This window comes from Microbacterium sp. 11MF (genome assembly GCF_000383475.1).
Lineage (GTDB): Bacteria > Actinomycetota > Actinomycetes > Actinomycetales > Microbacteriaceae > Microbacterium > Microbacterium aquilitoris.
Genome location: NZ_KB911459.1, coordinates 837,105 through 859,860, shown reverse-complemented (window position 1 = coordinate 859,860; position 22,756 = coordinate 837,105). Strand labels below are relative to the sequence as shown.

The window sequence follows — 22,756 nt, the reverse complement described above, 5'->3', positions numbered from 1 at the left end:
CCCTAGGCGCGCGGGTGGGCCAGCCGGTAGGCCGCGGTCAGTCGTTCGGTGGATACGTGCGTGTAGATCTGCGTCGTCCCGAGGCTCGCGTGCCCGAGGAGTTCCTGCACCGCGCGGAGGTCGGCACCGCCGTCGAGCAGGTGCGTGGCAGCCGAGTGGCGGAGGGCGTGGGGGCCGACGGCATCCGCTCCCACGACGGGGCCGACGATGCGGCGGACGACGTCGTACGCGGTGCGCACGCCCAGGCGTCCGCCGCGCGCGCCGAGGAAGAGCGCGGATGCCTCCGTACCGGCGAGGAGGGCGGGCCGTCCACGGACGATCCAGGCGTCGAGCGCGAGAGCTGCGGGCGCCCCGTAGGGCACGACGCGCTCCTTGCCCCCTTTACCGAACACCCGGACCGTCGCCGCTCCGCGGTCGAGCGAGTCGAGATCGAGGCCGCAGGCTTCGGACACCCGCAGGGCCGAACCGTAGAGGAGTTCGAGGAGCGCGGCATCGCGGAGGACAATCGGGTCCCCCGCGGCGTCAGCCTCGACGCGCAGATCGTCGAGGGCGTGCTGAAGCGACGACGACGACGCGACGGCGGGGAGGGTGCGGCCGCGCTTGGGGGTCACGAGCCGCAGGGTCGGGTCGTCCTCGCGCAATCGCTCCCCCGCCGCCCACGCGAAGAAGCCGCGCACGGATGCGGTGCGCCGAGCAAGGCTCGCCCGCGCAGTGCCGCGCTGGGTCGCCGCCCACAGCCACTCCCGCAGGTCTTCCACGTCGATGCGGTCGAGCTCGGGGTCGCCCAGAAAAACGGCGAGGTCCGCGAGGTCGGAGCGATACGCCCGCACCGTGGCGGCGGAGAGCCGGCGCACGCGTTCCGCGTGCTCCGTGTAGAGCAGGACCGCCGCCGACATACGCACCTTCCCAGGATGCCGCGCGATGACCGTGTCGGCGGGAGGCGTGCCGATGCGCGGCGGAGGCGCCGCCTCATCCCGGGGACGCTGAACGCCGCCATCCGTCCGGACCGCGCCGAGCCCGCCCCTCGAGCTCGAGCACCGCGAGGAGCCCTCGGGCCTCTTCGGGCGCGAATCCCGCCCGGAGCGCGACATCCTCCGGCGTCCTCGGACTCCGGAAGCTCAGGGCGTCAAGGACGCGCGTCCGATCGTCCGTCCTGTCCGGCGACGTCGATCCGGATGTCTCCGCGCCGCCGTACAGTTCCGCGGCATCGTCCGCCGACGTGATGCAGCGCGCGTCGTACTCCCGCAGCAACCGGTGACATCCCGCCGACGCCGCGCTCGTGACCGGTCCCGGGACGGCCCCGAGCGGTCGGCCCAGCGCTGCTGCATGACCTGCGGTGTTGAGCGACCCGCTGCGCCAGCCCGCCTCCACCACGACGGTCGCGCGGCCGAGCGCAGCGATCAGCCGGTTGCGCTGGAGGAACCGCCACTTCGTCGGCGCCGTCCCGCACGGGACCTCGGCAACGACGACCCCGGGACCTCCGGCGATGCGCCCCAGCAGATCGGCGTGACCGGCTGGATATGCTCGGTCGACGCCCCCTGCGAGCACGGCGACGGTGACTCCGCCCGCTGCGAGGCACGCGCGATGCGCCATGCCGTCGATGCCGTACGCGCCCCCCGACACGATCGACGCGCCCCGGTGGGACAGTTGCGTGGCGAGCTCAGCGGTGACGTGCTCCCCGTAGGCGGTCGCCGCACGGGCTCCGACGAGGGCGAGGGCGGAACCGTCTCGGCGCAACGCCTCCGCGTCGCCCCGGGTCCAGAGTGCATGAGGCGAGTGGATGCCGAGATCCTCCACCGCCGCGGGCCATTTGGCGCTTCCCGGCACGATGAGCGACGCGCGGACGCGCCTCGCGCGGTCGAAGGCGTCGTCGACGGTCGCCCAGCGCGCACGCCAGCGGCGTCGCCCGGCGTCGACGGCCGCGTTCCCGGTGTCGGCATCCCTGACGGCGACATCGAGTGCCTCGACCGCCCCCATCTCCGAGATGAGGGCGCCGGCCACGCCGTCGCCGGGCTCGGTGAGACACGACCACACTGCGGCGGCGTGATGCCGGGCGACGGCCTGCGCGTCGTCGAGTATCGCGGCGGGCACGAGGCCCGCCAGGCGACCGCGCCAGGCGGTGAGGTCGGAGCTCATCGCGGCGACGCTCCCCTCTTGAGGTACAGCGCACCGCCGATGTCCGCAGCATTCGGATGGCCCCGCCCGCCGAGGTCGGCGAGCGTCCACGCCACTCGGAGGACTCGGTCGTAACCCCGCAGTGTGAGGGAGCCACGGTGCAGCGCGTCGTCGAGCGGGCGCGTGATCGACGGCTCGGGGCGAAGCGGGCCGGATCGGAGCCATGTTCCCTCCACCTCGCTGTTGGTGCGCCAGGGGGTGTCGGACAGACGGTGACGTGCGCGGTCGCGTGCACCCGAGACTCGCTCGCGCGCCTCGTCCGTCGACATCCCTGCGACCACGCTCTGCGTCGCGGACACGCGCTGCAACCCCAGTTCGATGTCGATCCGGTCGATGAGGGGGCCTGACAGTCTGCCGAGGTAGCGCCGGATGGCGAGCGAAGGGCAGGAGCAGGCACCTCCCGGGACGCCGTAGTTGCCGCAGGGACACGGGTTCGTCGCCACCACGAGTTGGAACCGCGCGGGCAGAACCGCACGGAAGCCGACCCGGTGGATCTCGATGCGGCCCGACTCGAGGGGCTGGCGGAGGGCGTCCAACGCATGCCCGCTGAACTCTCCCGCCTCGTCGAGGAACAGGACTCCCCCACTCGCTCGAGCGATCGCCCCCGGCTGCAGGATCCGACTCCCCCCGCCGACGAGAGCAACGGCCGACGCGGTGTGGTGAGGCGCTTCGAACGGCGGTCGGCGACGAAGCGTCGTGACGGGCAGACCTGCGAGCGAGCGGATCGACGCCACTTGCAGGGCCGTCTCGTCGTCGAGGTCGGGCAGGAGGGCTGGCAGACGCTTGGCCAACATCGTCTTCCCCGCCCCCGGCGGGCCGCTCATCAGCAGGTGATGGCCGCCGGCCGCGGCGACGATGAGGGCTTCGACGGCGTCGCGCTGGCCGATCACGTCAGCCAGATCGGGCGTCGCCACCTCATCGGTCTCGACGTCGCCCGGGCCTGCGACCGGCTCGGTCTCGACGTCGGGCACGTCCAGTCCGTGCGCCCGTGCGACATCGCGCAGGCTGACGGCGCCTCGCACTTCGATCCCCTCCACGAGCGCCGCCTCGGCGAGGTTGCCGTGGGGGACGATGACCCGGCGGAAGCCGGCCCGCGCGGCCGCCAGGACGGCCGGGAGGATCCCCGAGACGGGGCGCAGCCTGCCGTCGAGACCCAGTTCGCCCAGGTGGACCGTCTCGGCGAGCGACTCCCGATCCAGCGGGGCCTCGGTCGCCACTGCAGCGATGGCCACGGCGACATCCAACGCCGAACCCCGCTTGGGAAGGTTCGCGGGCGACAGGTTCACCGTCACATGGCGACGAGGCAACGCGAGGTCACTGTTGGCGCAGGCGTTGTGGACCCGCTGCTGCGCTTCGCCGAGCGCCTTGTCCGCCAGACCGATGATGGAGAAGCCGGGGATCTGGTTCGAGAGGTCCGCTTCGACCTCCACGATGTCTCCCACCAACCCGGTGAGGACGACGGACCACGTACGGCCGAGGCTCATCGGAGGTCCTCCAGGTGCTCCACGACCGCCGACTCGGGATCCGGGCCTGTGACGCCGATCACATCGAGCCGCAGTCGCCTCCCCCGAGCTGCGTCAGGGTGAGCGACGACCCAGGCGGCGCCCAGGCGCCAAAGGCGATCCCGCTTCCTCGCATCCACGGCGGCGAAGGGATGGCCGAACCATTCGCCGCGTCGCGTCTTCACCTCGACGACGACGAGGTCCCTTCCGCGGGCGGCGACGATGTCGATCTCGCCGCTGCGGCTTCGCCAGTTCCGATCGAGGATGCGGTAGCCGAGGGTGCGAAGGTGCCTCTCGGCACGCTCTTCGCCCGCTCGGCCGAGGTCGTCTTTCGCTGCCATTCCCCCACTGTCGAGGGCGCGCGATCCGTTTCCCGCCGCTACTGCCGGACCCGTGGAGCCACGCGACGGAACCCGACCTGGGGAGGAGGCTCAGCCGTCGAGCGAGAGCTCTTCAGGGAGCTGGAAGTCCCGACGCTGCAGTTCCTCCACGTTCACATCCTTGAAGGTGAGGACGCGGACCGACTTGACGAACCGATCGGCGCGGTAGATGTCCCACACCCAGACGTCGGTCATCGAGATCTCGAAGTAGAAGTCGTGCTCGGTGTCGCGGCGGACCACGTTCACATCGTTGGCGAGGTAGAACCGTCGCTCGGTCTCGATCACGTATTGGAACTGACCGACGACGTCGCGGTACTCCTTGTACAGAGCCAGTTCCAGCTCGCGGTCGTAGTCCTCGAAGACTTCGTCATCCATGGTGATTCCATCCTAGGCGGGCGCTCGGCGCGCGCGGACCTAGAACAGCGTCGGCGCCGACGCGATGGCCCACGACGCCCGGTGATGCACGCTCAGACCGTGGGTCTCGATGGCTGCGCGATGCTCTGCGCTCGCGTAACCCTTGTTCCGCGACCAGCCGTAGACGGGGGCGTCTCCGTCGAGTCCGCTCATGTACTCGTCGCGTGAGACCTTCGCGATGACGGATGCCGCCGATGCCGACGCGCAGTCCCGGTCCGCTTTGATGACGGGCCGGACACCGCGACCCACCGCGGAGACGGGGGTGATGTAGTCGTGGTTGCCGTCGAGGATCACCAGGGCGTCGTCGATGTCGACCCCCTGGGCACCCAGTCCTTCGATCGCCCTCACCGCGGCGAGGCCGAGCGCCCGGATGATGCCGACGTCGTCCACCTCGGCCGCCGACGCCCACCCGACAGCGTGCGCGGGAACCCATGCGCGCGCCCGCTCGGCGATGCCCGCGCGTCGGGGTTCGACGATGAGCTTGGAGTCACGGAGCCCCTCCGGTATCCGGCGGCGGCTGAAGGCGGCATCCGCTGCCACCGCCCCGACGGCGACCGGTCCTGCCAGCGCGCCCCGACCGACCTCGTCGCACGCGATGACGAGCGAGTGCTCTTTCAGCAGGCGGCGCTCCAAGGTCAGCGTCGGCGCGACCGCCGCCATCACGGCGCCGGGACCCCTCTGAACACCTCGTGGTGGAAGTCGATCGTCCCGAACCGGTCGAACGGCCAGGTGATGAGGAATGCCCGCCCCACGATGTTGTCGATCGGGACGAAGCCGTGACCGGGCTGATCCTGCTGGTATCGGGAATCCTGAGAGTTGTCGCGGTTGTCGCCGAGAACCCAGACGGAGCCCTCGGGGACCGTGACGTCGTAGTCGAACTCCTCGGGGGCGGACTGCGAGGGGCCGAGATCGAGGTACGGGGTCTCGTCGATCGGCACGCCGTTGACCGTGACCTGCCCCAGTGCGTTGCAGCAGATCACGTGATCGCCGGGTAGGCCGATGATGCGCTTGATCAGGTGATCCTCGCTGTCGGACGCCGTCAGGCCCACGAGGGATCCCAGCCAGTCCAGCGCAGCCGTCAGCGGGGGCTGCTCGGGCTCGTAGGTCGTCGGAAGCCACCCGCCCGGGTCGCGGAAGACCACGACGTCGCCGCGCTCGTACGCACCGAAGCGGGGCGTCAGCTCATCGACGAGGATCCGGTCGCCCTTCAGCAGCGTTCGCTCCATCGAGCCCGACGGGATGTAGAACGACCGCACGAGGAACGTCTTCACCAGGAAGGAGACGAGCACCGCGACCAGCAGGATCACGAGGAGGTCGCGGATGAAAGGCCACGGTCCGCGACGGGGACGCGTGTCGCTGTCGACGGCGGGCGACGAGGAGTCGGTGGTCATGCTGTCCTTCACCGGCGCCGGGGTTCGGCGACCATCCACCAGCGTCGCACATGACGGCTGGACCGGGGATCGAAACACCCGGGAACGACGGATGCCCCGGGACAGTGTCCCGGGGCATCCGTGGAAAAGCGCTCAGCGGTCGCGCTTCTCCTTGATCTTCGCCTTCTTGCCGCGCAGCTCGCGCAGGTAGTACAGCTTCGCGCGACGCACGTCACCGCGGGTGACGACCTCGATGTGGTCGATCACGGGGCTGTGCACCGGGAAGGTACGCTCGACGCCCACCTGGAAGCTGATCTTGCGAACGGTGAACGTCTCCCGGACGCCGTCACCCGAGCGACCGATGACGACACCCTGGAACACCTGGATGCGCGAGCGGTTGCCTTCGGTGATGTTGACGTGGACCTTCACGTTGTCGCCGGCGTTGAAGACGGGGATGTCGGACCGCAGCGAGGCTGCGTCGACGGAGTCGAGGATCTGCATGATCGTCACTTCCTGCGACCGCCCCAGGTCGATCGCGAGAGTTAGAGGAGAAAGGATGCGGTGCCCTGTCGGCGCCGATGCGGCTCCGAACTCCCCCGAGGCAGAGGTCTGTCAGGGCACAAGCGTCCATTCTGCCATGGATGCCGACCCCCTCCAAACGCGCCCGGATCAGACGAGGGGGTCGCGCTTCTCCTCGAGGACGACCACCGAAGGATCGCGACGTCCTGTCGTGGCCGGGGCCGTGTAGCGACGGAGGATCACCGAGGGGCGGGCCTCCTGGAACAGCTGCCGGAGCGAGGACCAGAAGACGGCGAGGTACACGACGGTCGCTGCGATCAGGAGCGGCCAGAACCACGTCTGATTGAACAAGCCCACCGCGATCGTCAGGACGTGCCAGAGGCCGACACCGCCTGCATCCCACCATGACACCGTCCGCGTGTGCCGGACGGTCCCTCGGGAGCGGATGAGGAGGGTCAGGATGAGCTGACCGACGAGTACGGACGGGATCGCTATCACGAGGACCCAAGCGAGCGCCCACCCACCGGCGTCCGAGACGATCCAGCCCACCAGGAGCCAGAGCGGCAGGATGGCCGCGCTCGGGAGGAGCCAGAAGAAGAATCCACGACGCAGGGGCATCCTCCGATGCTACGACGACGAGGACCGACCGGCCTCTGCGGGTTCCGGCTACTCGGGCAGGAGGTCGGGGCGACGCGTCCTGGTGCGCTCGACCTGCTGGTCGCGACGCCACTGCGCGACACGTCCGTGGTGACCGCTCAGCAGGACGTCGGGAACCTCGTACCCTCGCCACGACGCGGGCTTCGTGTAGGAGGGGTATTCGAGCAGCCCGTCCTCGTGCGACTCCTCGACGAGGCTCTCGGGATTGCCGACAACGCCCGGGACGAGTCGCCCCACGGCTTCGATCATCGCCATGGCCGCGACTTCACCGCCGTTCAGCACGTAGTCTCCGAGGCTCACCAGGCGCACGCGGCCGATGGTCGCGGCGTACGAGAAGACGCGCTCGTCGATACCCTCGTACCGTCCGCAGCCGAAGACGATGTGCGGCTCGTGGCTCCACTCGCGGGCGAGGGACTGCGTGAACCGTTCGCCCGCAGGCGAGGGGAAGAGGAAGAGCGGTCCGGATGCCGCATCCTCGGCGTCGTGACCTGCGGCGGCGATCTCATCCAGCGCCAGCGCCCAGGGTTCGGGCTTCATCACCATCCCGGCGCCACCCCCGTAGGGCGTGTCGTCGACGGTGCGGTGACGATCGGTCGCGTGCTCGCGGAGATCGTGGACGCGGATGTCGAGGAGGCCGGCTCCGCGCGCTCGACCGAGCAGCGAGACCTCCAGGACGTCGAAGAATGCGGGGAAGATCGTGACGACGTCGATGCGCACGTCAGGCTCCGCGGACGTCCTCATCGGCGACCTCGTCCGAGGATCCCTCGGAGTGGTCGTCGTCGGCGGGAAGCTCTTCGAACAAGCCTGGCGGCGGGGTGACGATCAGCCGGCCGGCAGCCATGTCCACCTCGGGAACGATGGCCTTCACGAAGGGGACGAGCACCTCGCGGTCGCCGTCCTGCGTCAGCTGGACTCCGAGGAGATCCTGGGCCGGGAAGTGGTCGACACGGACCACTTTGCCGACGACATCGCCGTCGCGCACGACGTCGAGCCCGACGAGCTGGTGGTCGTACCAGGCGTCGTCTTCGACGACCGGAGCGGAGGCATCCTGCTCGATCCACAGGATCGCCCGCACGAGGGACTCGGCCGCTCTGCGATCGTCGATCCCCTCGAGGAAGACGACGGGGTGCGAGTTCATCCATTTGAACTCGCGGACGGTCACGGTCTTGCCGTGCCAGGGCGAGGACTCCGGGACCTGCAGCGTGAAGACGGCACCGGTGACGAAACGCCCGTCCGGGTCATCCGTGTAGAGCTCGAGCTTGAGGGCGCCCTTGAGGCCGTGCGCCTTGACCAGGCGCCCGACACGCAACTGCGTTCGGGCCGATTTCGCCGACATCTCAGTCGTCCGCAACGTCGACGCGGACGCGCGAGCCGTCGGCCAGCGCGGAGATGAGGGTGCGCAGGGCTTTCGCCGTGCGTCCGCCGCGCCCGATCACACGACCCCGGTCATCGGGGTGCACACGCACTTCGAGCACCTCGCCGCGAGGCGAGGAGCTGGAGGCGATGGTGACGTCATCCGGGTGATCGACGATCCCCTTGACGATGTGTTCGAGCGCGGCGGCCAGCAAGGTCTTACTCGGACTCGGTCGCGTCGGCGGCCTCGGCGTCGGCGGCGGGCGCTTCGGCCTTCTTCTCGGCCTTCGGCTTGACGACCGACTTCTTCGACGAGTCGAGCTCGAAGGGAGCCTTCGGCTCGGCGGTCTTCACGGTCGAGACCGCGTCCTTGTCGCCCTTGAACTTGCCCCAGTCGCCCGTGAGCTTGAGGATGGCGGCGACCTGCTCGGTCGGCTGCGCGCCGACGGAGAGCCAGTACTGCGCGCGCTCCGAGTCGACCTCGATGAACGAGGGCTGCTCGGTGGGGTGGTACTTGCCGATCTCCTCGATCACGCGACCGTCGCGCTTGGTGCGCGAGTCGGCGACGACGATGCGGTAGTACGGCGCACGGATCTTGCCCATGCGCTTCAGACGGATCTTGACAGCCACAATTCTCCTGAATGGTGTTGCGAATGATGATGAACGTCGCCTGGAGCGTGGGGTGCACACCCGGCGGGAGCTCTGCGGTGGACCTCCGAGCCGGATAGAGGGTCGGGCAAGGCGGTCCAACCGTCCATTCTGCCAGATGGAGAGGGATGCCGCGAACCGCCGGATCGGCGTGCCACACTGGGCCGATGACGGTGACCTTCGCCACATCCGCCCGTTCGTCCGTCGGAATCGAATGGGAGATCATGTTGGCCGACAGGTCGACCGGTGATCTCGTGCCGGCGGCCCCCGGCATCCTCGACCAGGTCGAGGAGCAGACGCGGCACGAGCGTCACACGGTCACGGGCGAGCTCCTGACGAACACCATCGAGGTGACGAGCGGCGTCGGCGACACCGTCGCGGCGGCGGTGGACGACATCGGGGATGCGATCGATCTCGTCCGCACGGTCACCGATCCCCTGGGCGTCGAGCTCCTCTGCGCCGGCAGCCACCCGTTCGCACGCTGGTACGACCAGCAGGTCACGGACAAGACGCGCTACCACAAGCTCATCGAGCGGACCCAGTGGTGGGGGCGCAACATGATGATCTGGGGCATCCACGTCCACGTCGGGGTGGAGGACGTGTCGAAGGTCTTCCCCATGATCAACGCGCTCTCGGCTTATCTCCCCCACCTCCAGGCGCTGTCCGCCTCGAGTCCGTTCTGGGCCGGCGACCGCACGGGGTACGCGTCCAACCGCGCCCTCGTCTTCCAGCAGCTCCCGACGGCGGGGCTCCCCTGGCCGCTGGAGTCGTGGGCCGAGTACGAGGCCTACCTGGGCGACATGGAGCGCACGGGGGTCATGGCCGATTCGACCGAGGTGCGGTGGGACATCCGGCCGGCACCACGGTGGGGCACCATCGAGATCCGCGCGTGCGACGGCATGTCAACGCTCCCCGAACTCGCTGCGGTCGCCGCCCTCGTGCAGGTCCTCGCCGAGCATTTCTCGCGGATGCTCGACGAGGGGCGGGCCCTCCCGACGATCCAGCCGTGGTTCGTCCGCGAGAACAAGTGGCGGGCCGCACGCTACGGACTGCAGGCCGACGTCATCGTCGACCGCGACGGGCGGCAGCGCCCCGTCGCCGACCATCTCCGCGAGATCGTCGACTCGCTCTCTCCCATCGCCGCGGAGCTCCACTGCGCGAAGGAATTCGCCGGCGTCGCGCAGATCCTCGACCAGGGCGCGAGCTACGAGCGACAGATCCGGGTGGCCGATGCCGCCGACGGCGACCTGCGCGAGGTGGTGCACCACCTCATCCGGGAATTCCGCGGCGGACCCAGCCTCCGGGACGTCGTCTCGGTCGGCTGAGCCGGTTCAGCCCTTGCCGAAGAGCTTCTGGATCTCGGCGAGGTCGGCCTCGCTCGGCTGAGCGGGTGCGCCGAGCCCGAACCCGGAGCCGGATGCCGCCGTGCTCGCCGACGTGATGCCCGCGTTCTCGGCCGCGCGCTTGGCGGGATTGCCGGAGCGCGATCCGCCACCGCTCTTCTGCTTCTTCCCGCGCTTGCTCGAGGCGCCCGGCTTGCCGCCGACAGCACCCATCCCCGGCATCGAGGGGACGCCGCCGCGAGCCACGGTCTTCATCATCTTGGCCGCCTGGTCGAAGCGCTGCACGAGCTGGTTCACGTCGGTGACCGTCATGCCCGAGCCGCGGGCGATGCGGAGGCGACGCGAGCCGTTGAGCACCTTCGGATTGCGGCGCTCTCCCGGCGTCATGGAGCGGATGATCGCCTCGGTCCGGTCGATCTCGCGCTCGTCGAAGTTCTCGATCTGCTGCTTCATCTGCCCCATACCGGGCAGCATCCCGAGCATCTTCTTCATCGAGCCCATCTTGCGGACCTGCTGGAGCTGCTCGAGGAAGTCCTCGAGGGTGAACTGCTCGGTCGCGAGCTTCTCAGCGACGCGCTGCGCCTCCTCCTCATCGAAGGCCTGCTGGGCCTGCTCGATGAGGGTGAGGATGTCGCCGAGGTCGAGGATGCGGCTCGCCATGCGGTCGGGGTGGAAGGGCTCGAGGTCGTCGAGGCCCTCACCCGTCGACGCGAAGATGATGGGGCGACCGGTCACGGAGGCCACGGACAGCGCGGCACCACCGCGTGCGTCGCCGTCGAGCTTGGAGAGCACGACACCGGTGAAGTCGACACCGTCCTGGAACGCCTTGGCCGTGTTCACGGCATCCTGACCGATCATCGCGTCGATGACGAAGAGGACCTCGTCCGGCGCGGTCGCCTTGCGGATGTCGGCGGCCTGCTTCATGAGCTCGGCGTCGACGCCGAGGCGGCCGGCCGTGTCGATGATCACGGTGTCGAACTGCTGACGTCGCGCGTGCTCGACGCCGTCCCGGGCGACCTTGACCGGGTCACCGACGCCGTTGCCCGGCTCGGGCGCGTAGATGGCCGCGCCGGCACGCTCCGCGACGACGGTCAGCTGGTTGACGGCGTTGGGGCGCTGGAGGTCGCACGCGACGAGGAGCGGAGTGTGACCGTCCTTCTCGAGCTGCTTGGCGAGTTTTCCCGCGAACGTCGTCTTACCGGACCCCTGGAGACCGGCCAGCATGATGACCGTGGGGGGCTGCTTGGCGAACTGCAGACGGCGCTGCTGCCCGCCGAGGATGGCGACGAGCTCCTCGTTGACGATCTGGACGACCTGCTGAGCCGGGTTCAACGCCCGGCTGACCTCGTCACCGAGTGCGCGCTCGCGCACCTTGCCGGTGAACTCCTTGACGACCTGCAGTGCGACGTCAGCGTCGAGCAGTGCGCGACGGATCTCGCGCACGGTGCCGTCGATGTCGGCGGGCGACAGCTTCCCCTTCGTGCGGAGGTTGCGGAAGGTCTCGGTGAGACGATCGGAGAGCGTGCCGAAGGTAGCCATGATGGATCGAGTTTAGTCGAGAGAGCGGGAGTCCCCCGCCCGGCTCCACGGGAGAGTGACCTCCGCCACAACCAGGGCGTGCGCCAGCTCCATCGCCAGCGTCGCGCGGGCCACCCCGCCGCGCGCCCATCGTTCGATGGCGACCATCACGGCTCCGGCGTGCGCCGCGCCGCACACTGCAGCCTCGACCTGATCGGCGCCGTGTGCGATGACGGATGCCGCGACGGCTCGCGCGATCCTGGCGTGGCGCACCGCGGCGCCGCGCTCGAGCTCGTCGGTCAGCCCCATGGCCTCGGTGTTGACCAGAGCGAGGGCGAGACTGTCGGGCTCGAGGTCGCGGCACAGCGTCGTGAGAGCAGCGGCCGGGTCGATGAACGGGACGTCGCCACGAAGGCGGTCGATGCGCTCGTCCAGGGACGACCAGAGGATCGCTTCCTTCGACTCGAAGTAGTTGAAGAAGCTGGACCGGCTCACGCCCGCGCGACGGGAGATGTCGGTGATCGAGGTCGCGTCGAAGCCGCGCTCGAGGAAGAGCTCGCAGGCCGCCTCGGACAGGACTTCCCGAGACGACGCGCGGGGCCGGCCGGACGTCATGCGACGAGCTTACCGGGGGCGTATTGTTGCACGCAGTCCAACAACCCCTGAGGAGGCTCACGTGATCGAGATCCGGACGGTCGGCTTGTCGCCCGACCTCGTGCCCTACCGAGAGGGCTGGGCGCTGCAGCGTCAGCTGCATTCCGAAATCGTCGACGGCCGCCGCGGAGACACCCTGCTGCTGCTCGAGCACGACGCCGTCTACACCGCGGGCGCGCGCACCGCGGCCCACGAGCGGCCGATCGACGGCACGCCCGTCGTGGACGTGGACCGAGGGGGCAAGATCACGTGGCACGGTCCTGGCCAGTTGGTGGCCTATCCCCTCGTCCGCCTGACGGAGCCCGTCGACGTCGTGGCTCACGTCCGTCGGCTGGAGAGCATCCTGATCCGCGTGACCCGATCCTTCGGCGTCCCGGGGATGCGCGTGGACGGCCGCAGCGGGGTGTGGGTCGAACACCGGGGAGCTGTCGAGAAGATCGCGGCGATCGGGGTCCGGGTGCAGGCCGGCGTCACGATGCACGGATTCGCCCTCAACTGCGACAACACGCTCGAGCCGTTCAGCCGCATCATCCCGTGCGGGATCGCGGACGCCGGCGTCACGACCCTCAGCACGGTCCTCGGTCGGGACCTGACCCCCGCCGAGGTGCTGCCGACCGTCAGCGCGGCGTTCGCCGAGGAGTTCGGGGCGGAGGTCGCCGCATGAGCGGGTCCGCGTCGCCGGAGGGCCGTCGGATGCTCCGTCTGGAGGTCCGCAACGCGCAGACCCCGATCGAACGCAAGCCCGAGTGGATCCGGACGAAGGCCCGCATGGGCCCTGAATACCAGGCCCTGCAGACACTGGTGAAGGACGAAGGCCTGCACACCGTCTGCCAGGAGGCGGGCTGTCCGAACATCTTCGAATGCTGGGAGGACCGGGAGGCGACGTTCCTCATCGGCGGCTCCCAGTGCACGCGCCGCTGCGACTTCTGCCAGATCGACACCGGCAAGCCGGCGGACTACGACACGGATGAGCCTCGGCGCGTGGCCGAGAGCGTCAGCCGTATGCGATTGAGGTACGCCACCGTGACCTGCGTGGCGCGCGACGACCTCCCCGACGGCGGCGCCTGGCTGAACGCCGAGACCGTCCGCCGTATCCACGCGGACAATCCCGGAACCGGGGTCGAACTGCTCGCGACGGACTTCAACGGCGATCCGGGACTCCTCGACGTCGTGTTCGAGGCTCGGCCGGAGGTCTTCGCCCACAACGTGGAGACGGTGCCGCGCATCTTCAAGCGGATCCGACCGGCATTCCGGTACGACCGGTCGCTGGGAGTCCTGACCCGGGCACGGGATGCCGGATTGATCACGAAGTCGAACCTGATCCTCGGAATGGGTGAGGAGCGACACGAGATCGAAGAGGCCCTCCGGGACCTCCACGCCGCCGGAACCGACATCATCACGCTGACCCAGTACCTGCGCCCGACGCCCCGGCACCTGCCCGTGGACCGTTGGGTCACGCCGCAGGAGTTCGTGGAACTCCGCGAACTCGCCGAATCGATCGGTTTCCTGGGCGTTCTGGCAGGCCCGCTCGTGAGGTCGTCCTACCGGGCGGGCCGGCTGTGGGCACGATCGATGCGATCGAAGGGGCGAGAGATCCCGGCCGCCCTGGCGCATCTGGCCGCGGAGGCCGACGAGGCCGGCTTCGCCCAGGCGGTGTGACCCGCTTCCTCCACAGCTGCCCTCAGTGCGACGGTCTCCGCCGGGTCGGTACCGGCAGGACGTGGTGGAGCAGGGCGCCCGTACCTTCATCGGGATGCCGGACCTCGGCATCCCGATGAAGGAGAATCATGCGCACACCTCTCACCGTCACCGCCGCCCTCGGGCTGGCCCTCTCGGCGGCAGTCCTCCCCCACGTGACGGCCTCGGCGCCCACCGCGGAACCACCCGCCGACACCGTGGTCTCGGTCACCGGCGACGCGGAGAACGGCTTCGAGATCCACTACTACGACGGCTCAGCGGAGTACCCGCCCACCGATTCGGAGGCACTCGCCGAGTGCGGTGAGTACGACACCCGCATCGAGCGGGTGCGATGCCGTGTCGAAGTCCGCACGTGGTACCGCGACCTCGCGACGCTGCGGGACGCCCTCGAATGGGCCCACGCGTCGAAGGGGTGACGGGGTCAGTCGGCGCTGGTCACCGACTGCACCGCGCCGGAGACATCGAGGTTCACGAGAAGCACATCGTCGGTCGAGTCGGGGTCGAGCGCGTACTCGAGGACGGCGAACGGATCCTTGCCCCCGTGCTCGTCGGCGAGGATCGTCATGCTCATCAGCTGCAGGGAACGAATGACGTCCATGTGCGTGTCGCCGGAGACGTCCACGAGGAAGTCCTCGATGTCCTCCCCGAGAATCTCCTGCTGTTGCAGGATGAACTCGGTCACCTCGCTCGTCCGGTCGTCGAGCTCGGACACCATCGCGTTACGGGCCCGGAGGTCGATCGACTCGAGCGCGGCGATCATCGCGGCGGCCACGTCGAGGGCGTCGATGGAGACGTCATCCTGATCGGGCGCGGTCAGGTCGACGGTGACCCGCTGATCACCGAAGTCCACGACCTCAGACCAGAAGATCGACCCGTCGGGTCCGGACTCGAGGAGTCCGAAGTAGTCGTGCTCGATCGCCATGTCTCAATGAAACCAGCCTCGGGGCCCGCGCGCGACCGACTCGCTCAATCCACGAGCGCCGAAGCGAACACGTGAGGCGTGAATCCGGTCAGGTCGCCGACCCCCTCACCCTGCCCGAGGAGCTTCACCGGGATACCGGTGCGCTCCTGCACGGCGAGGACGAAGCCACCGCGAGCCGACCCGTCGAGCTTGGTGAGCACCAGGCCTGTGACACCCGCGTGCTCGAGGAACGCCTCAGCCTGCATCAAACCGTTCTGCCCCGTCGTGGCGTCGAGCACGAGCAAGACCTCGCTGATCGGAGCCTGCTTCTCGATCACCCGACGGATCTTCGTGAGCTCGTCCATGAGACCCGCCTTGGTGTGCAGCCGACCCGCCGTGTCGACCAGGACGATCTCGGTCCCGGTGCGGATCGCGTAGTCGATCGTCTGGAACGCGACGGATGCCGGGTCCTGCCCCTCCTGCTGAGGCCGCACGATCGCCGCCCCGCCGCGCTCGGCCCACGTGGCGAGCTGGTCGACGGCCGCAGCGCGGAAGGTGTCGGCTGCGCCGACGACGACGCTTCGGCCGAAGCGCCGGAGGTAGTGGGCGAACTTGCCGATCGTCGTCGTCTTACCGACCCCGTTCACGCCGACCACGAGGACGACGGCCGGACGCTCGCTGAGGCGGAGGGTCGTGTCGAACTTCGCGAAATGCTCCTCGAGGGTCTCGCGCAGCATCCGCTGGAGGTCCTTCGGATCCGTGGTCCGGAACCGTTCCACATTCTCGCGGAGCTCGTCGACGATGCGCTCCGTGACGTCGGGACCGAAGTCAGCCGTCAGGAGAGCCGTCTCGAGGTCCTCCCACGTGTCGTCATCGATCGTCGGCTTGACGAACAACCCGCGCAGTGCGCGACCAAGGGACCAGGAGCTCTCCGCCATGATCCCAGGCTAGTTGACCGGATCAGCCCTTCTCGCAGGCGATGCCGTCCTTGTCGCGGTCCATCTTCTTGTTGGCGTTGTACAGCGCCGTCGAGAACGTCGGCCGCACCCCGAAGGCCCGCTTCTTCCCGTTGACCTTGTTGTGAGTGACGCCGGCCTTCGCGACACCGCCCCGATGCACCTTGTTGAGCGCCGTACAGTTCTTGTAGGTCTTCACGACGGGCTTCGCCGCCGGGACCATCCGCGCCGCCGTCACCGACGCCGCCGGCCCCGGTGCTGCGACGGCTGCCGCCGCCGGTGCTCCCGCCAGCCCGACGGCCAGAACTGCGATCATCGCCATCCGGCGAACGCTCGTACGAACCTTCATTCCCACCCCTGTCGATCGTGTGGGATACGTCGTGTTCCCCCGCTCACAGGCTACACACAGGACGCGGTCGATCACGCCGTCGCGCGCTCGCGCACCCGCTGTCCCACGACGGCCGAGACGCCGTCCTGCCTCATCGAGACGCCGTAGAGCGCATCAGCGATCTCCATCGTCCGCTTCTGATGAGTGATCACGATCAGCTGGCTCGACTCCCGTAGCTGCTCGAACACCCCGAGCAGTCGACCCAGGTTCGCGTCGTCGAGCGCCGCTTCCACCTCGTCGAGGATGTAGAAGGGACTCGGTCGCGCTTTGAAGATGGCGGTGAGCAGGGCCACGGCGGCGAGAGAACGTTCACCGCCCGAGAGGAGCGAGAGTCGTTCGATCTTCTTCCCGACGGGGCGCACGGCCACATCGATCCCCGTCGTCAAGGGGTTGTCCGGATCGGTCAGGGAGATCGATCCCGTGCCTCCCGGGAAGAGGATGGGGAAGACCTCGCCGAACGCGACCTTCGTGTCCTCGAATGCCGCAAGGAAGATCGTTTGCATCCGCTCGTCGAGCTCCTCGATGATCGTCAGCAGATCCGTCCGGGTACGGACGAGATCGTCGAGCTGAGCAGTGAGGAAGGAGTGCCGCTGCTCGAGCGCCGCGAACTCCTCCAACGCGAGCGGGTTCACGCGTCCGAGCTGCGAGAGCTTGCGTTCCGCCTCCTGGAGTCGGCGTCGCTGAGCGGCCCGATCGAACGATTCAGAGGCCCCCTCGTCCGAGGTGGGGATGGGGACATCCGGACCGTATTCCGCGAGGAGAATACTCTCGTCGAGACCGAGTTCAGACTGGACCCGCTCGAGGAGGCTCTGCACGTGAAGACGCTTCTCGTGCATCTGCAGCTCGAGACCGTGCACCGACTCGGTGACCCGCGACAACCGCTCGCGGACCCCCGCATCCTCCTTGCGGAGCTCCGCCAGTTCCGCCGTCAAGGCCGTTCTCGTCTGCTCCGCACGCTCCAGCTCGACCCGTGCTTGCGCTGTTGATCGATCGATCGAGTCGAGGACGGGCGGCAACGCGGCCACGACCTCCGATGCAACGGCGCGCTGCGCCCGTCGAACCACGGCGCGCCGTGCCGCGGCTTCGGCGGCTGCACGCTCGCGCTCACGCTGGCGCTCGAGCTGGGCGACGCGCGACTCGGCCGCGCGGACACGCTCGCGGAGGGTCTCGACGTCGAGGCGCGTATCCATCTCACGCGTCCGAGCCGACTCGAGCGCGTCGAGCAGGCCGTCGCGAGCCGACGCGTCGAGGATCGGCCGCGGTGACTCCTCGGCGGCGCGATACGCCTCCCCCGCGGCCCGGGCGGCCGTCTCGGCGTCTCGGGCCGCGGCCTCGGCTTGGCGGAGCCCGGCGTCGAGACGTTCGCACTCGGCGGCGGCGGATTCGAGGCGGACGGTGGCCCGGTTCATCTGCTCCGCGTGAGCCGCGAGGGCGGAGTCGTGCTCGCGGAGCGCGGTCAGCGTCTCGCGGGTGCGCTGACGCGCGGCATCCCACCGGGCCTGGGCGTCGGTGAGGGCCTCCCGCATCGAATCGGCGACCACCGTGACCTCGGTGAGTCTCTCGCTCGCGGCATCCCGCTCGGCGCCGAGTTCGATGCGCGACCGGGACTGTCCGGATCCGGCTTGGACGGTGCTGGCCGTGACGGTCTCGCCTGCGCGCGTCACGACGATCACGTGGACGCCCGAGTCCGCCGCGGTCCGCGCTGCGACGTACGCGTCTTCGAGGTCTGCGGTGATCGCCACCTCCGCGAGGGCGGCGCGAACACCCGAGGGCGCGTCGACCACGTCGGCTGCCCAGGTCCACTCCCCGGGCAGCGCTGGTCGGGGCGCGGCGGCGCCGTCCGCCACCGCGATGTCGACCACGCCGAGGTCGTGCTCGCGGACAGTCTCGACGACGCCTCTGGCGGTCTCGAGGTCGTCCACCAGGACGCCATCGGCAAGCGCACCGAGCGCTGCGGCGACCGCCGCTTCGAAGCCCGGCGTGACCCGGATGGCATCGCTGACGATTCCACGGATGCCGGGGCCTCCGCGGTCGACGACCGCGGCCGCCGCATTCCGTATGTCGAGGGCTCGACCGAGCGCTGCCGTCTCTGCGAGGAGGGACTCCCGTTCGCGTTCGGCGGCGTGGAGCCGTTCACGGATCCCGCCCACCCCGCTCTCGGCCTCCGTCGCCTCCCGCTGCGCGCGATCGTATGCGGCCGCGAACTCCGCTGCGGAGTCCGCAGGTCCTTCCGACGCGGGCTCGATCTCGGCGAGAGCCGCTTCGGCCTCGTTCCGACGTTGCTCCGCGGCATCGAGCGCGCGCTGCTGACGTTCCACCGCGGCGCGCAGTGCCTCCGCTTTCGATGTGGCGGCCTCGAAACGCCCGCGCAGGGATGCGAGCCGCATGTCGTGTTCCGAGACGAGGGCGCTCTGGGCGGCGATGTCCGTGTCGAGGGCATCGAGCTCGGCGCGGGCGCGGATGACCTCGCGAGCAGCGGCAGCAGCGGCATCCTGCGCAGTGCCCAAGCCGGAGCCGATCTCATCGATCTCCGCGCGCGCCTCGTCGATGACCGCTTGAGTGACCGTCGCGCCGGCCTCGGCGGGCTGCGTGTCGTCCTCGAGAAGCGACAGACGCTGTCCTGCCAGCGAATAGAGCCCGCGGAGCCGCTCCTGAACGCGGCCGAGCTCGAACGTGATCGCGCGAGCGCGGTCGACCGCTTCGGCACGCTGGTCGTTCTCGAGCTCTTCGATGCGGCGGCGGAATCCCTCGGCGCGGTCCTGCAGCACCAGTCGCTCGGCGTGACGCTCCTGCTCGTTCTGCGAGTGATCGGCCAGTTCGGCGCGGAGCCGCGCGAGCTCGTCCGCGTGCAGTCGTGCCTTCGCATCGCGGACGACGGCGGCGATCGTCGCGGCTTCACGGGCGATCTCGGCCTGCTTGCCGAGCGGTTTGAGCTGTCGGCGGAGTTCACCGGCGAGGTCGCTGAGCCGCGTGAGATTGGCCTCCATGGCATCGAGCTTGCGGAGGGTCTTCTCCTTGCGGCGGCGATGTTTGAGGATGCCCGCCGCCTCTTCGATGAAGCCACGTCGATCCTCGGGGCTCGCCTGGAGAACCGTGTCGAGGCGCCCCTGACCGACGATGACGTGCATCTCACGGCCGAGACCGGAGTCGCTCAGGAGCTCTTGGACGTCGAGAAGCCGGCAGGTCTCGCCGTTGATGGCGTATTCGCTCGACCCGTTCCGGAACAGCGTCCGGCTGATCGTCACCTCGCTGTACTCGATCGGCAGGACACCGTCGGAGTTGTCGATCGTCAACTGCACTTCCGCACGACCGAGGGGACCACGGGTCGCGGTGCCCGCGAAGATGACGTCCTCCATCTTGCCGCCGCGGAGCGTTTTCGCCCCCTGCTCCCCCATCACCCAGGCGAGCGCGTCGACGACGTTCGACTTACCTGACCCGTTGGGGCCGACGATGCACGTCACCCCGGGCTCGAGGGCGAACGTCGTGGGCTGCGCGAAGGATTTGAACCCCTTGAGCGTCACGCTCTTCAGGTGCATGAGGGGCCTCCGGTGTCGTCGTCGCGTCCACGCTAGCGGACGAATCGTCGCCGTCTCTTGACGGCGCGCCCGGGGCGACGCTAGTGTCGGGGCTCGCGTCAGAAGTCTGAGAAAGGAGGTCCTCGACATGATTATCGACATGATGCCCACTGGAGAAGCGTTCATCGCGTTCCCGTTCGCCTCGGGGACCGTCTCCTTCGGCGCCGCTGCGGACACGCGCGCTCACACCGGCCACTAACCGCCGCCTCACGTGAGCTCCGTCTTCGGACGGAGTGCGCCTCCCTGCCCCCGGACGTTCCGCGTCCTCTCCACCCCGTGTTCGCCGGGCCACCGGCCCCGGACACGGACGTGCTCCTTCGTGCTGCGGCACGATACTCCGCCGCGCTCGCGGCACCTCACTGCAACGATCGAAATGAGATCACCTCATGCGCACTCTCACCGCGCCGCAGCGCACCTCGGCGGTCATCGCCGCGCTGCAGCATCCCACCCCGACGGGCATCACCGCCCGTCAGACGATCATCGACCGACTGGCCTTGCGGCTCGCGTTGGCACTGCTCCTGTGGAGCACCCGTCCCGGCGCCGATCGCGAACAGATCGACTCCCGCCGCCGAGAGCGGCTCGCCCGCGATGCGCGCGAAGCCGAATGGGACCGCCGCCGTGCGCTCCTCGCCCCGCGTCGATGACCCTCTCGGGGGCTGCGACACCGTCGCAGCCCCCGACCACACTCCGTCCCGGAAGAAGACCATGACGACCGCACCCTACGAACTCCGTCCCCTTACCGTTCCCGCATCCGTCGATGCGCCCGACGCCGCCGACTTCCTCGCGATGGTCGACGTCCGTAACGAGATCTATCGAGAGATCAGCGACAACGACGACGAAGCCGCGACCGCGGCGCAGCTGTTGCCGCACTTCCAGGAGAACCCCGACAACGACAAGCGCAGCTGGATCGTCATCGTCGGCGACGACGTCGTCGGCCGGGTCATCGTCGACATCCCCGCAGAGGAGGGGTCGCAGGTCGCCTACTGGATCATCGAGCTCCTCGAGCGCGTCCAGGGTCGAGGCATCGGCAGCGAGCTTCTCGGCGTCGTCGAGGACACCGCGCGGAAGGCGGGTCGCACCGTCCTCGAGTCCTGGGCGGAGCATCCCGAACCGCACCCCGGGGCCCCGACGGAACGACTGGCCGCTCCCACCGGCTTCGGGACCATCCCGCTCGATCGTCCGGCGCGCTACTACCGGCGCCACGGCCACACCCTCGAACAGGTCGACCGCAAGAGCATCCTCGAGTTCGAGCCGTCGTTGTCGACGGTCACGGCGATGCAGGCAGAGGCGTTGGTTCACGCGGCCGGCTACCGGGTCGAGCAATGGAGGCTGCCCGTGCCGGACCGGTACCGGGAGAGCTTCGCGTGGGCGAAGTCCCGCATGTCTACGGATGCTCCGGCCGCCGGCCTGGAGGTGGACGAGGAGGTATGGGATCTCGAACGCCTCGAACGGCACGAGGCTCGCTACCTCGAGGCCGGACAGACCGTGCTGGTCACCGCGGCGGTCCACGAAGCCTCCGGTCAGGTGGTCGCCTTCAACGAGCTGTGTTCCGGCGCGGACCCGACCGCGACAAGCCAGCAGATGGACACCCTGGTGCTCCGCGAACACCGGGGACACCGACTCGGGCAGCTCATCAAGTGCGCCGGGATCCTCCGCTGGCGGGAGATCGCACCCCAGTCACCGAGGATCATCACCTGGAACGCCGAGGAGAACCGTCCCATGCTCAGCATCAACGAGGCGATCGGGTTCGCACCCGCCGCGTACATCGGAGCGTGGAAGAAGGTGCTCGACTAGCCCCGGCGCTGACACCTGGGGCAGTAGTGGCTCGACCGGTTGGTGAAGCTCACGCGCACGATCGGTGTGCCGCAGCGGGGACAGGCTTCGCCGGTGCGGCCGTACGCGTTGAGGGAATGGGCGAAGTAGCCGGCCTGCCCGTTGACGTTCACATACTGCGCGTCGAAGCTGGTCCCCCCTTCGGCGAGGGCTCGGTGCAGCACTGCCCGAACCTCGTCGAGGAGCCTGCGCACCGCGCGTGACGAGAGGTCGTCGGCCGAGCGCTCCGGGTGGATCCGCGCCGCCCAGAGCGACTCGTCCGCGTAGATGTTCCCGATGCCGCTCACCACGGTCTGGTCGAGCAGCACCCGTTTGATGGCTGAACGCGTGCGTGCCAACCGGGCACGGAACACGGTCTCTTCGAAAGCGGGGTCGAGGGGGTCTCGCGCGATGTGCGCGACCTGAGTCGGGACCAGGGGTGCCTCGCTCCCCCAGCCGCCGGCCGCGGCGTCAGGTGTGGGGATCAGCCGGTCCAGGGCCAGCGAGCCGAAGGTGCGCTGATCGACGAAAACCACAGCGACATCGGCATGGGTGGGATGCCGGATGTCGAACCGGATCCGTTCGTGGCGGAGCTCCGGCGTCCCCGAGGAGCGCAGCAGCATCTGGCCGCTCATACCGAGGTGACCGACGATCGCCTCGGACTCGCCGCGCCCGTCGGCGTCGCCGAGCGGCATCCACAAGAACTTGCCGCGACGGACGACGGCGTCCACCCTCCGCCCGGTCAGGCGGTGCTCGAAATCTGCTGCACTGCCATCGTGTCGGGTCAGCGATCGCGGATCGAGGACCGTGACGGCCTCGATCCGCGAGCCAGCCAGGGCGGGGGCGAGGCCCGCGCGGACGACCTCGACTTCGGGGAGCTCGGGCACGTCTGC

At 69.3% G+C, this 22,756-nt stretch carries 26 protein-coding genes; 6 read left to right on the top strand and 20 right to left on the bottom strand.

Annotated elements, in window-relative coordinates:
- Nucleotides 1-2 precede the first annotated feature (2 nt).
- The 13 genes from H286_RS0104200 to rpsP form a co-directional block, all read right to left on the bottom strand.
- On the bottom strand, nucleotides 3-896 hold the full coding sequence (locus H286_RS0104200; RefSeq protein ID WP_018188034.1) for a tyrosine-type recombinase/integrase: 894 nt from the start codon (nucleotides 894-896) through the stop codon (nucleotides 3-5).
- A 73-nt stretch (nucleotides 897-969) separates the two neighbouring features.
- Nucleotides 970-2,136, bottom strand: a complete 1,167-nt coding sequence (gene dprA / locus H286_RS0104195) for a DNA-processing protein DprA (protein ID WP_020097215.1) — start codon at nucleotides 2,134-2,136, stop codon at nucleotides 970-972.
- Entirely contained in the window at nucleotides 2,133-3,659 is a 1,527-nt protein-coding gene (locus H286_RS0104190) for a YifB family Mg chelatase-like AAA ATPase (protein WP_020097214.1), read from the bottom strand. Before H286_RS0104190 ends, dprA begins: the two co-directional genes overlap by 4 nt.
- Nucleotides 3,656-4,018, bottom strand: coding sequence for a YraN family protein (locus H286_RS0104185; protein ID WP_020097213.1), 363 nt, complete (start codon nucleotides 4,016-4,018; stop codon nucleotides 3,656-3,658). Before H286_RS0104185 ends, H286_RS0104190 begins: the two co-directional genes overlap by 4 nt.
- Nucleotides 4,019-4,108: 90 nt before the next feature.
- Nucleotides 4,109-4,432 carry a DUF2469 domain-containing protein gene (locus tag H286_RS0104180; RefSeq protein ID WP_018188038.1) on the bottom strand — a complete coding sequence of 108 codons (324 nt, stop codon included), beginning with the start codon at nucleotides 4,430-4,432 and terminating at the stop codon, nucleotides 4,109-4,111.
- Between the two features lie 39 nt (nucleotides 4,433-4,471).
- The gene (locus tag H286_RS0104175; protein WP_018188039.1) at nucleotides 4,472-5,131 is read right to left on the bottom strand and encodes a ribonuclease HII; all 660 of its coding nucleotides are present in this window, start codon (nucleotides 5,129-5,131) and stop codon (nucleotides 4,472-4,474) included.
- On the bottom strand, nucleotides 5,131-5,862 hold the full coding sequence (gene lepB / locus H286_RS0104170; RefSeq protein WP_026302965.1) for a signal peptidase I: 732 nt from the start codon (nucleotides 5,860-5,862) through the stop codon (nucleotides 5,131-5,133). Before lepB ends, H286_RS0104175 begins: the two co-directional genes overlap by 1 nt.
- Before the next feature lie 132 nt (nucleotides 5,863-5,994).
- Nucleotides 5,995-6,342 (bottom strand): 50S ribosomal protein L19, encoded by a 348-nt coding sequence (rplS, locus tag H286_RS0104165; RefSeq protein WP_018188041.1) that lies wholly within the window; start codon nucleotides 6,340-6,342, stop codon nucleotides 5,995-5,997.
- Nucleotides 6,343-6,510: 168 nt separating this feature from the next.
- Complete coding sequence (locus H286_RS0104160) at nucleotides 6,511-6,978, bottom strand: hypothetical protein (RefSeq protein WP_020097212.1); 468 nt, start codon at nucleotides 6,976-6,978, stop codon at nucleotides 6,511-6,513.
- 48 nt (nucleotides 6,979-7,026) lie between these two features.
- Complete coding sequence (gene trmD, locus H286_RS0104155; protein WP_028497388.1) at nucleotides 7,027-7,734, bottom strand: tRNA (guanosine(37)-N1)-methyltransferase TrmD; 708 nt, start codon at nucleotides 7,732-7,734, stop codon at nucleotides 7,027-7,029.
- Between the two features lies 1 nt (nucleotide 7,735).
- Complete coding sequence (gene rimM / locus H286_RS0104150) at nucleotides 7,736-8,353, bottom strand: ribosome maturation factor RimM (RefSeq protein ID WP_020097210.1); 618 nt, start codon at nucleotides 8,351-8,353, stop codon at nucleotides 7,736-7,738.
- Between the two features lies 1 nt (nucleotide 8,354).
- Nucleotides 8,355-8,585 (bottom strand): RNA-binding protein, encoded by a 231-nt coding sequence (locus H286_RS0104145; RefSeq protein WP_018188045.1) that lies wholly within the window; start codon nucleotides 8,583-8,585, stop codon nucleotides 8,355-8,357.
- A 4-nt stretch (nucleotides 8,586-8,589) separates the two neighbouring features.
- Entirely contained in the window at nucleotides 8,590-9,000 is a 411-nt protein-coding gene (gene rpsP / locus H286_RS0104140; protein WP_020097209.1) for a 30S ribosomal protein S16, read from the bottom strand.
- A gap of 185 nt (nucleotides 9,001-9,185) precedes the next feature.
- Between rpsP and H286_RS0104135 the strand changes: the two genes are divergently transcribed.
- Complete coding sequence (locus H286_RS0104135; RefSeq protein WP_020097208.1) at nucleotides 9,186-10,343, top strand: glutamate--cysteine ligase; 1,158 nt, start codon at nucleotides 9,186-9,188, stop codon at nucleotides 10,341-10,343.
- A 6-nt stretch (nucleotides 10,344-10,349) separates the two neighbouring features.
- Here H286_RS0104135 and ffh read toward each other — a convergent pair whose 3' ends face one another.
- The gene (gene ffh, locus H286_RS0104130; RefSeq protein ID WP_020097207.1) at nucleotides 10,350-11,900 is read right to left on the bottom strand and encodes a signal recognition particle protein; all 1,551 of its coding nucleotides are present in this window, start codon (nucleotides 11,898-11,900) and stop codon (nucleotides 10,350-10,352) included.
- Nucleotides 11,901-11,912: 12 nt separating this feature from the next.
- Complete coding sequence (locus tag H286_RS0104125) at nucleotides 11,913-12,494, bottom strand: TetR/AcrR family transcriptional regulator (RefSeq protein ID WP_018188049.1); 582 nt, start codon at nucleotides 12,492-12,494, stop codon at nucleotides 11,913-11,915.
- A 61-nt stretch (nucleotides 12,495-12,555) separates the two neighbouring features.
- On the opposite strand from H286_RS0104125, the gene lipB reads away from it, so the two are divergent.
- From lipB to H286_RS0104110, 3 genes are all read left to right on the top strand, one after another.
- On the top strand, nucleotides 12,556-13,197 hold the full coding sequence (gene lipB, locus H286_RS0104120) for a lipoyl(octanoyl) transferase LipB (protein WP_020097206.1): 642 nt from the start codon (nucleotides 12,556-12,558) through the stop codon (nucleotides 13,195-13,197).
- Nucleotides 13,194-14,192 (top strand): lipoyl synthase, encoded by a 999-nt coding sequence (lipA, locus tag H286_RS0104115; protein WP_026302967.1) that lies wholly within the window; start codon nucleotides 13,194-13,196, stop codon nucleotides 14,190-14,192. Before lipB ends, lipA begins: the two co-directional genes overlap by 4 nt.
- Nucleotides 14,193-14,320: 128 nt before the next feature.
- Nucleotides 14,321-14,647 carry a hypothetical protein gene (locus H286_RS0104110; protein ID WP_018188052.1) on the top strand — a complete coding sequence of 109 codons (327 nt, stop codon included), beginning with the start codon at nucleotides 14,321-14,323 and terminating at the stop codon, nucleotides 14,645-14,647.
- A 5-nt stretch (nucleotides 14,648-14,652) separates the two neighbouring features.
- Here the strand turns inward: H286_RS0104110 and H286_RS0104105 are convergent, their stop codons facing one another.
- The 4 genes from H286_RS0104105 to smc form a co-directional block, all read right to left on the bottom strand.
- Entirely contained in the window at nucleotides 14,653-15,153 is a 501-nt protein-coding gene (locus H286_RS0104105; RefSeq protein ID WP_018188053.1) for a DUF2004 domain-containing protein, read from the bottom strand.
- Between the two features lie 44 nt (nucleotides 15,154-15,197).
- Nucleotides 15,198-16,070, bottom strand: a complete 873-nt coding sequence (gene ftsY / locus H286_RS0104100; protein ID WP_028497387.1) for a signal recognition particle-docking protein FtsY — start codon at nucleotides 16,068-16,070, stop codon at nucleotides 15,198-15,200.
- A gap of 22 nt (nucleotides 16,071-16,092) precedes the next feature.
- The gene (locus tag H286_RS0104095; RefSeq protein WP_020097204.1) at nucleotides 16,093-16,410 is read right to left on the bottom strand and encodes an excalibur calcium-binding domain-containing protein; all 318 of its coding nucleotides are present in this window, start codon (nucleotides 16,408-16,410) and stop codon (nucleotides 16,093-16,095) included.
- Nucleotides 16,411-16,508: 98 nt separating this feature from the next.
- Nucleotides 16,509-20,012: a chromosome segregation protein SMC gene (gene smc / locus H286_RS0104090; protein WP_020097203.1), complete on the bottom strand. Its 3,504-nt coding sequence runs from the start codon at nucleotides 20,010-20,012 to the stop codon at nucleotides 16,509-16,511.
- 425 nt (nucleotides 20,013-20,437) lie between these two features.
- Between smc and H286_RS0104080 the strand changes: the two genes are divergently transcribed.
- Both H286_RS0104080 and H286_RS0104075 read left to right on the top strand, forming a co-directional pair.
- Nucleotides 20,438-20,695 carry a hypothetical protein gene (locus H286_RS0104080; protein ID WP_018188058.1) on the top strand — a complete coding sequence of 86 codons (258 nt, stop codon included), beginning with the start codon at nucleotides 20,438-20,440 and terminating at the stop codon, nucleotides 20,693-20,695.
- A gap of 61 nt (nucleotides 20,696-20,756) precedes the next feature.
- Nucleotides 20,757-21,845: a GNAT family N-acetyltransferase gene (locus H286_RS0104075; protein ID WP_028497386.1), complete on the top strand. Its 1,089-nt coding sequence runs from the start codon at nucleotides 20,757-20,759 to the stop codon at nucleotides 21,843-21,845.
- On the opposite strand, the gene mutM is transcribed toward H286_RS0104075, so the two are convergent.
- Nucleotides 21,842-22,750 (bottom strand): bifunctional DNA-formamidopyrimidine glycosylase/DNA-(apurinic or apyrimidinic site) lyase, encoded by a 909-nt coding sequence (gene mutM / locus H286_RS0104070; RefSeq protein ID WP_020097201.1) that lies wholly within the window; start codon nucleotides 22,748-22,750, stop codon nucleotides 21,842-21,844. The two genes, H286_RS0104075 and mutM, sit on opposite strands and share 4 nt — an antisense overlap.
- Nucleotides 22,751-22,756 lie beyond the last annotated feature (6 nt).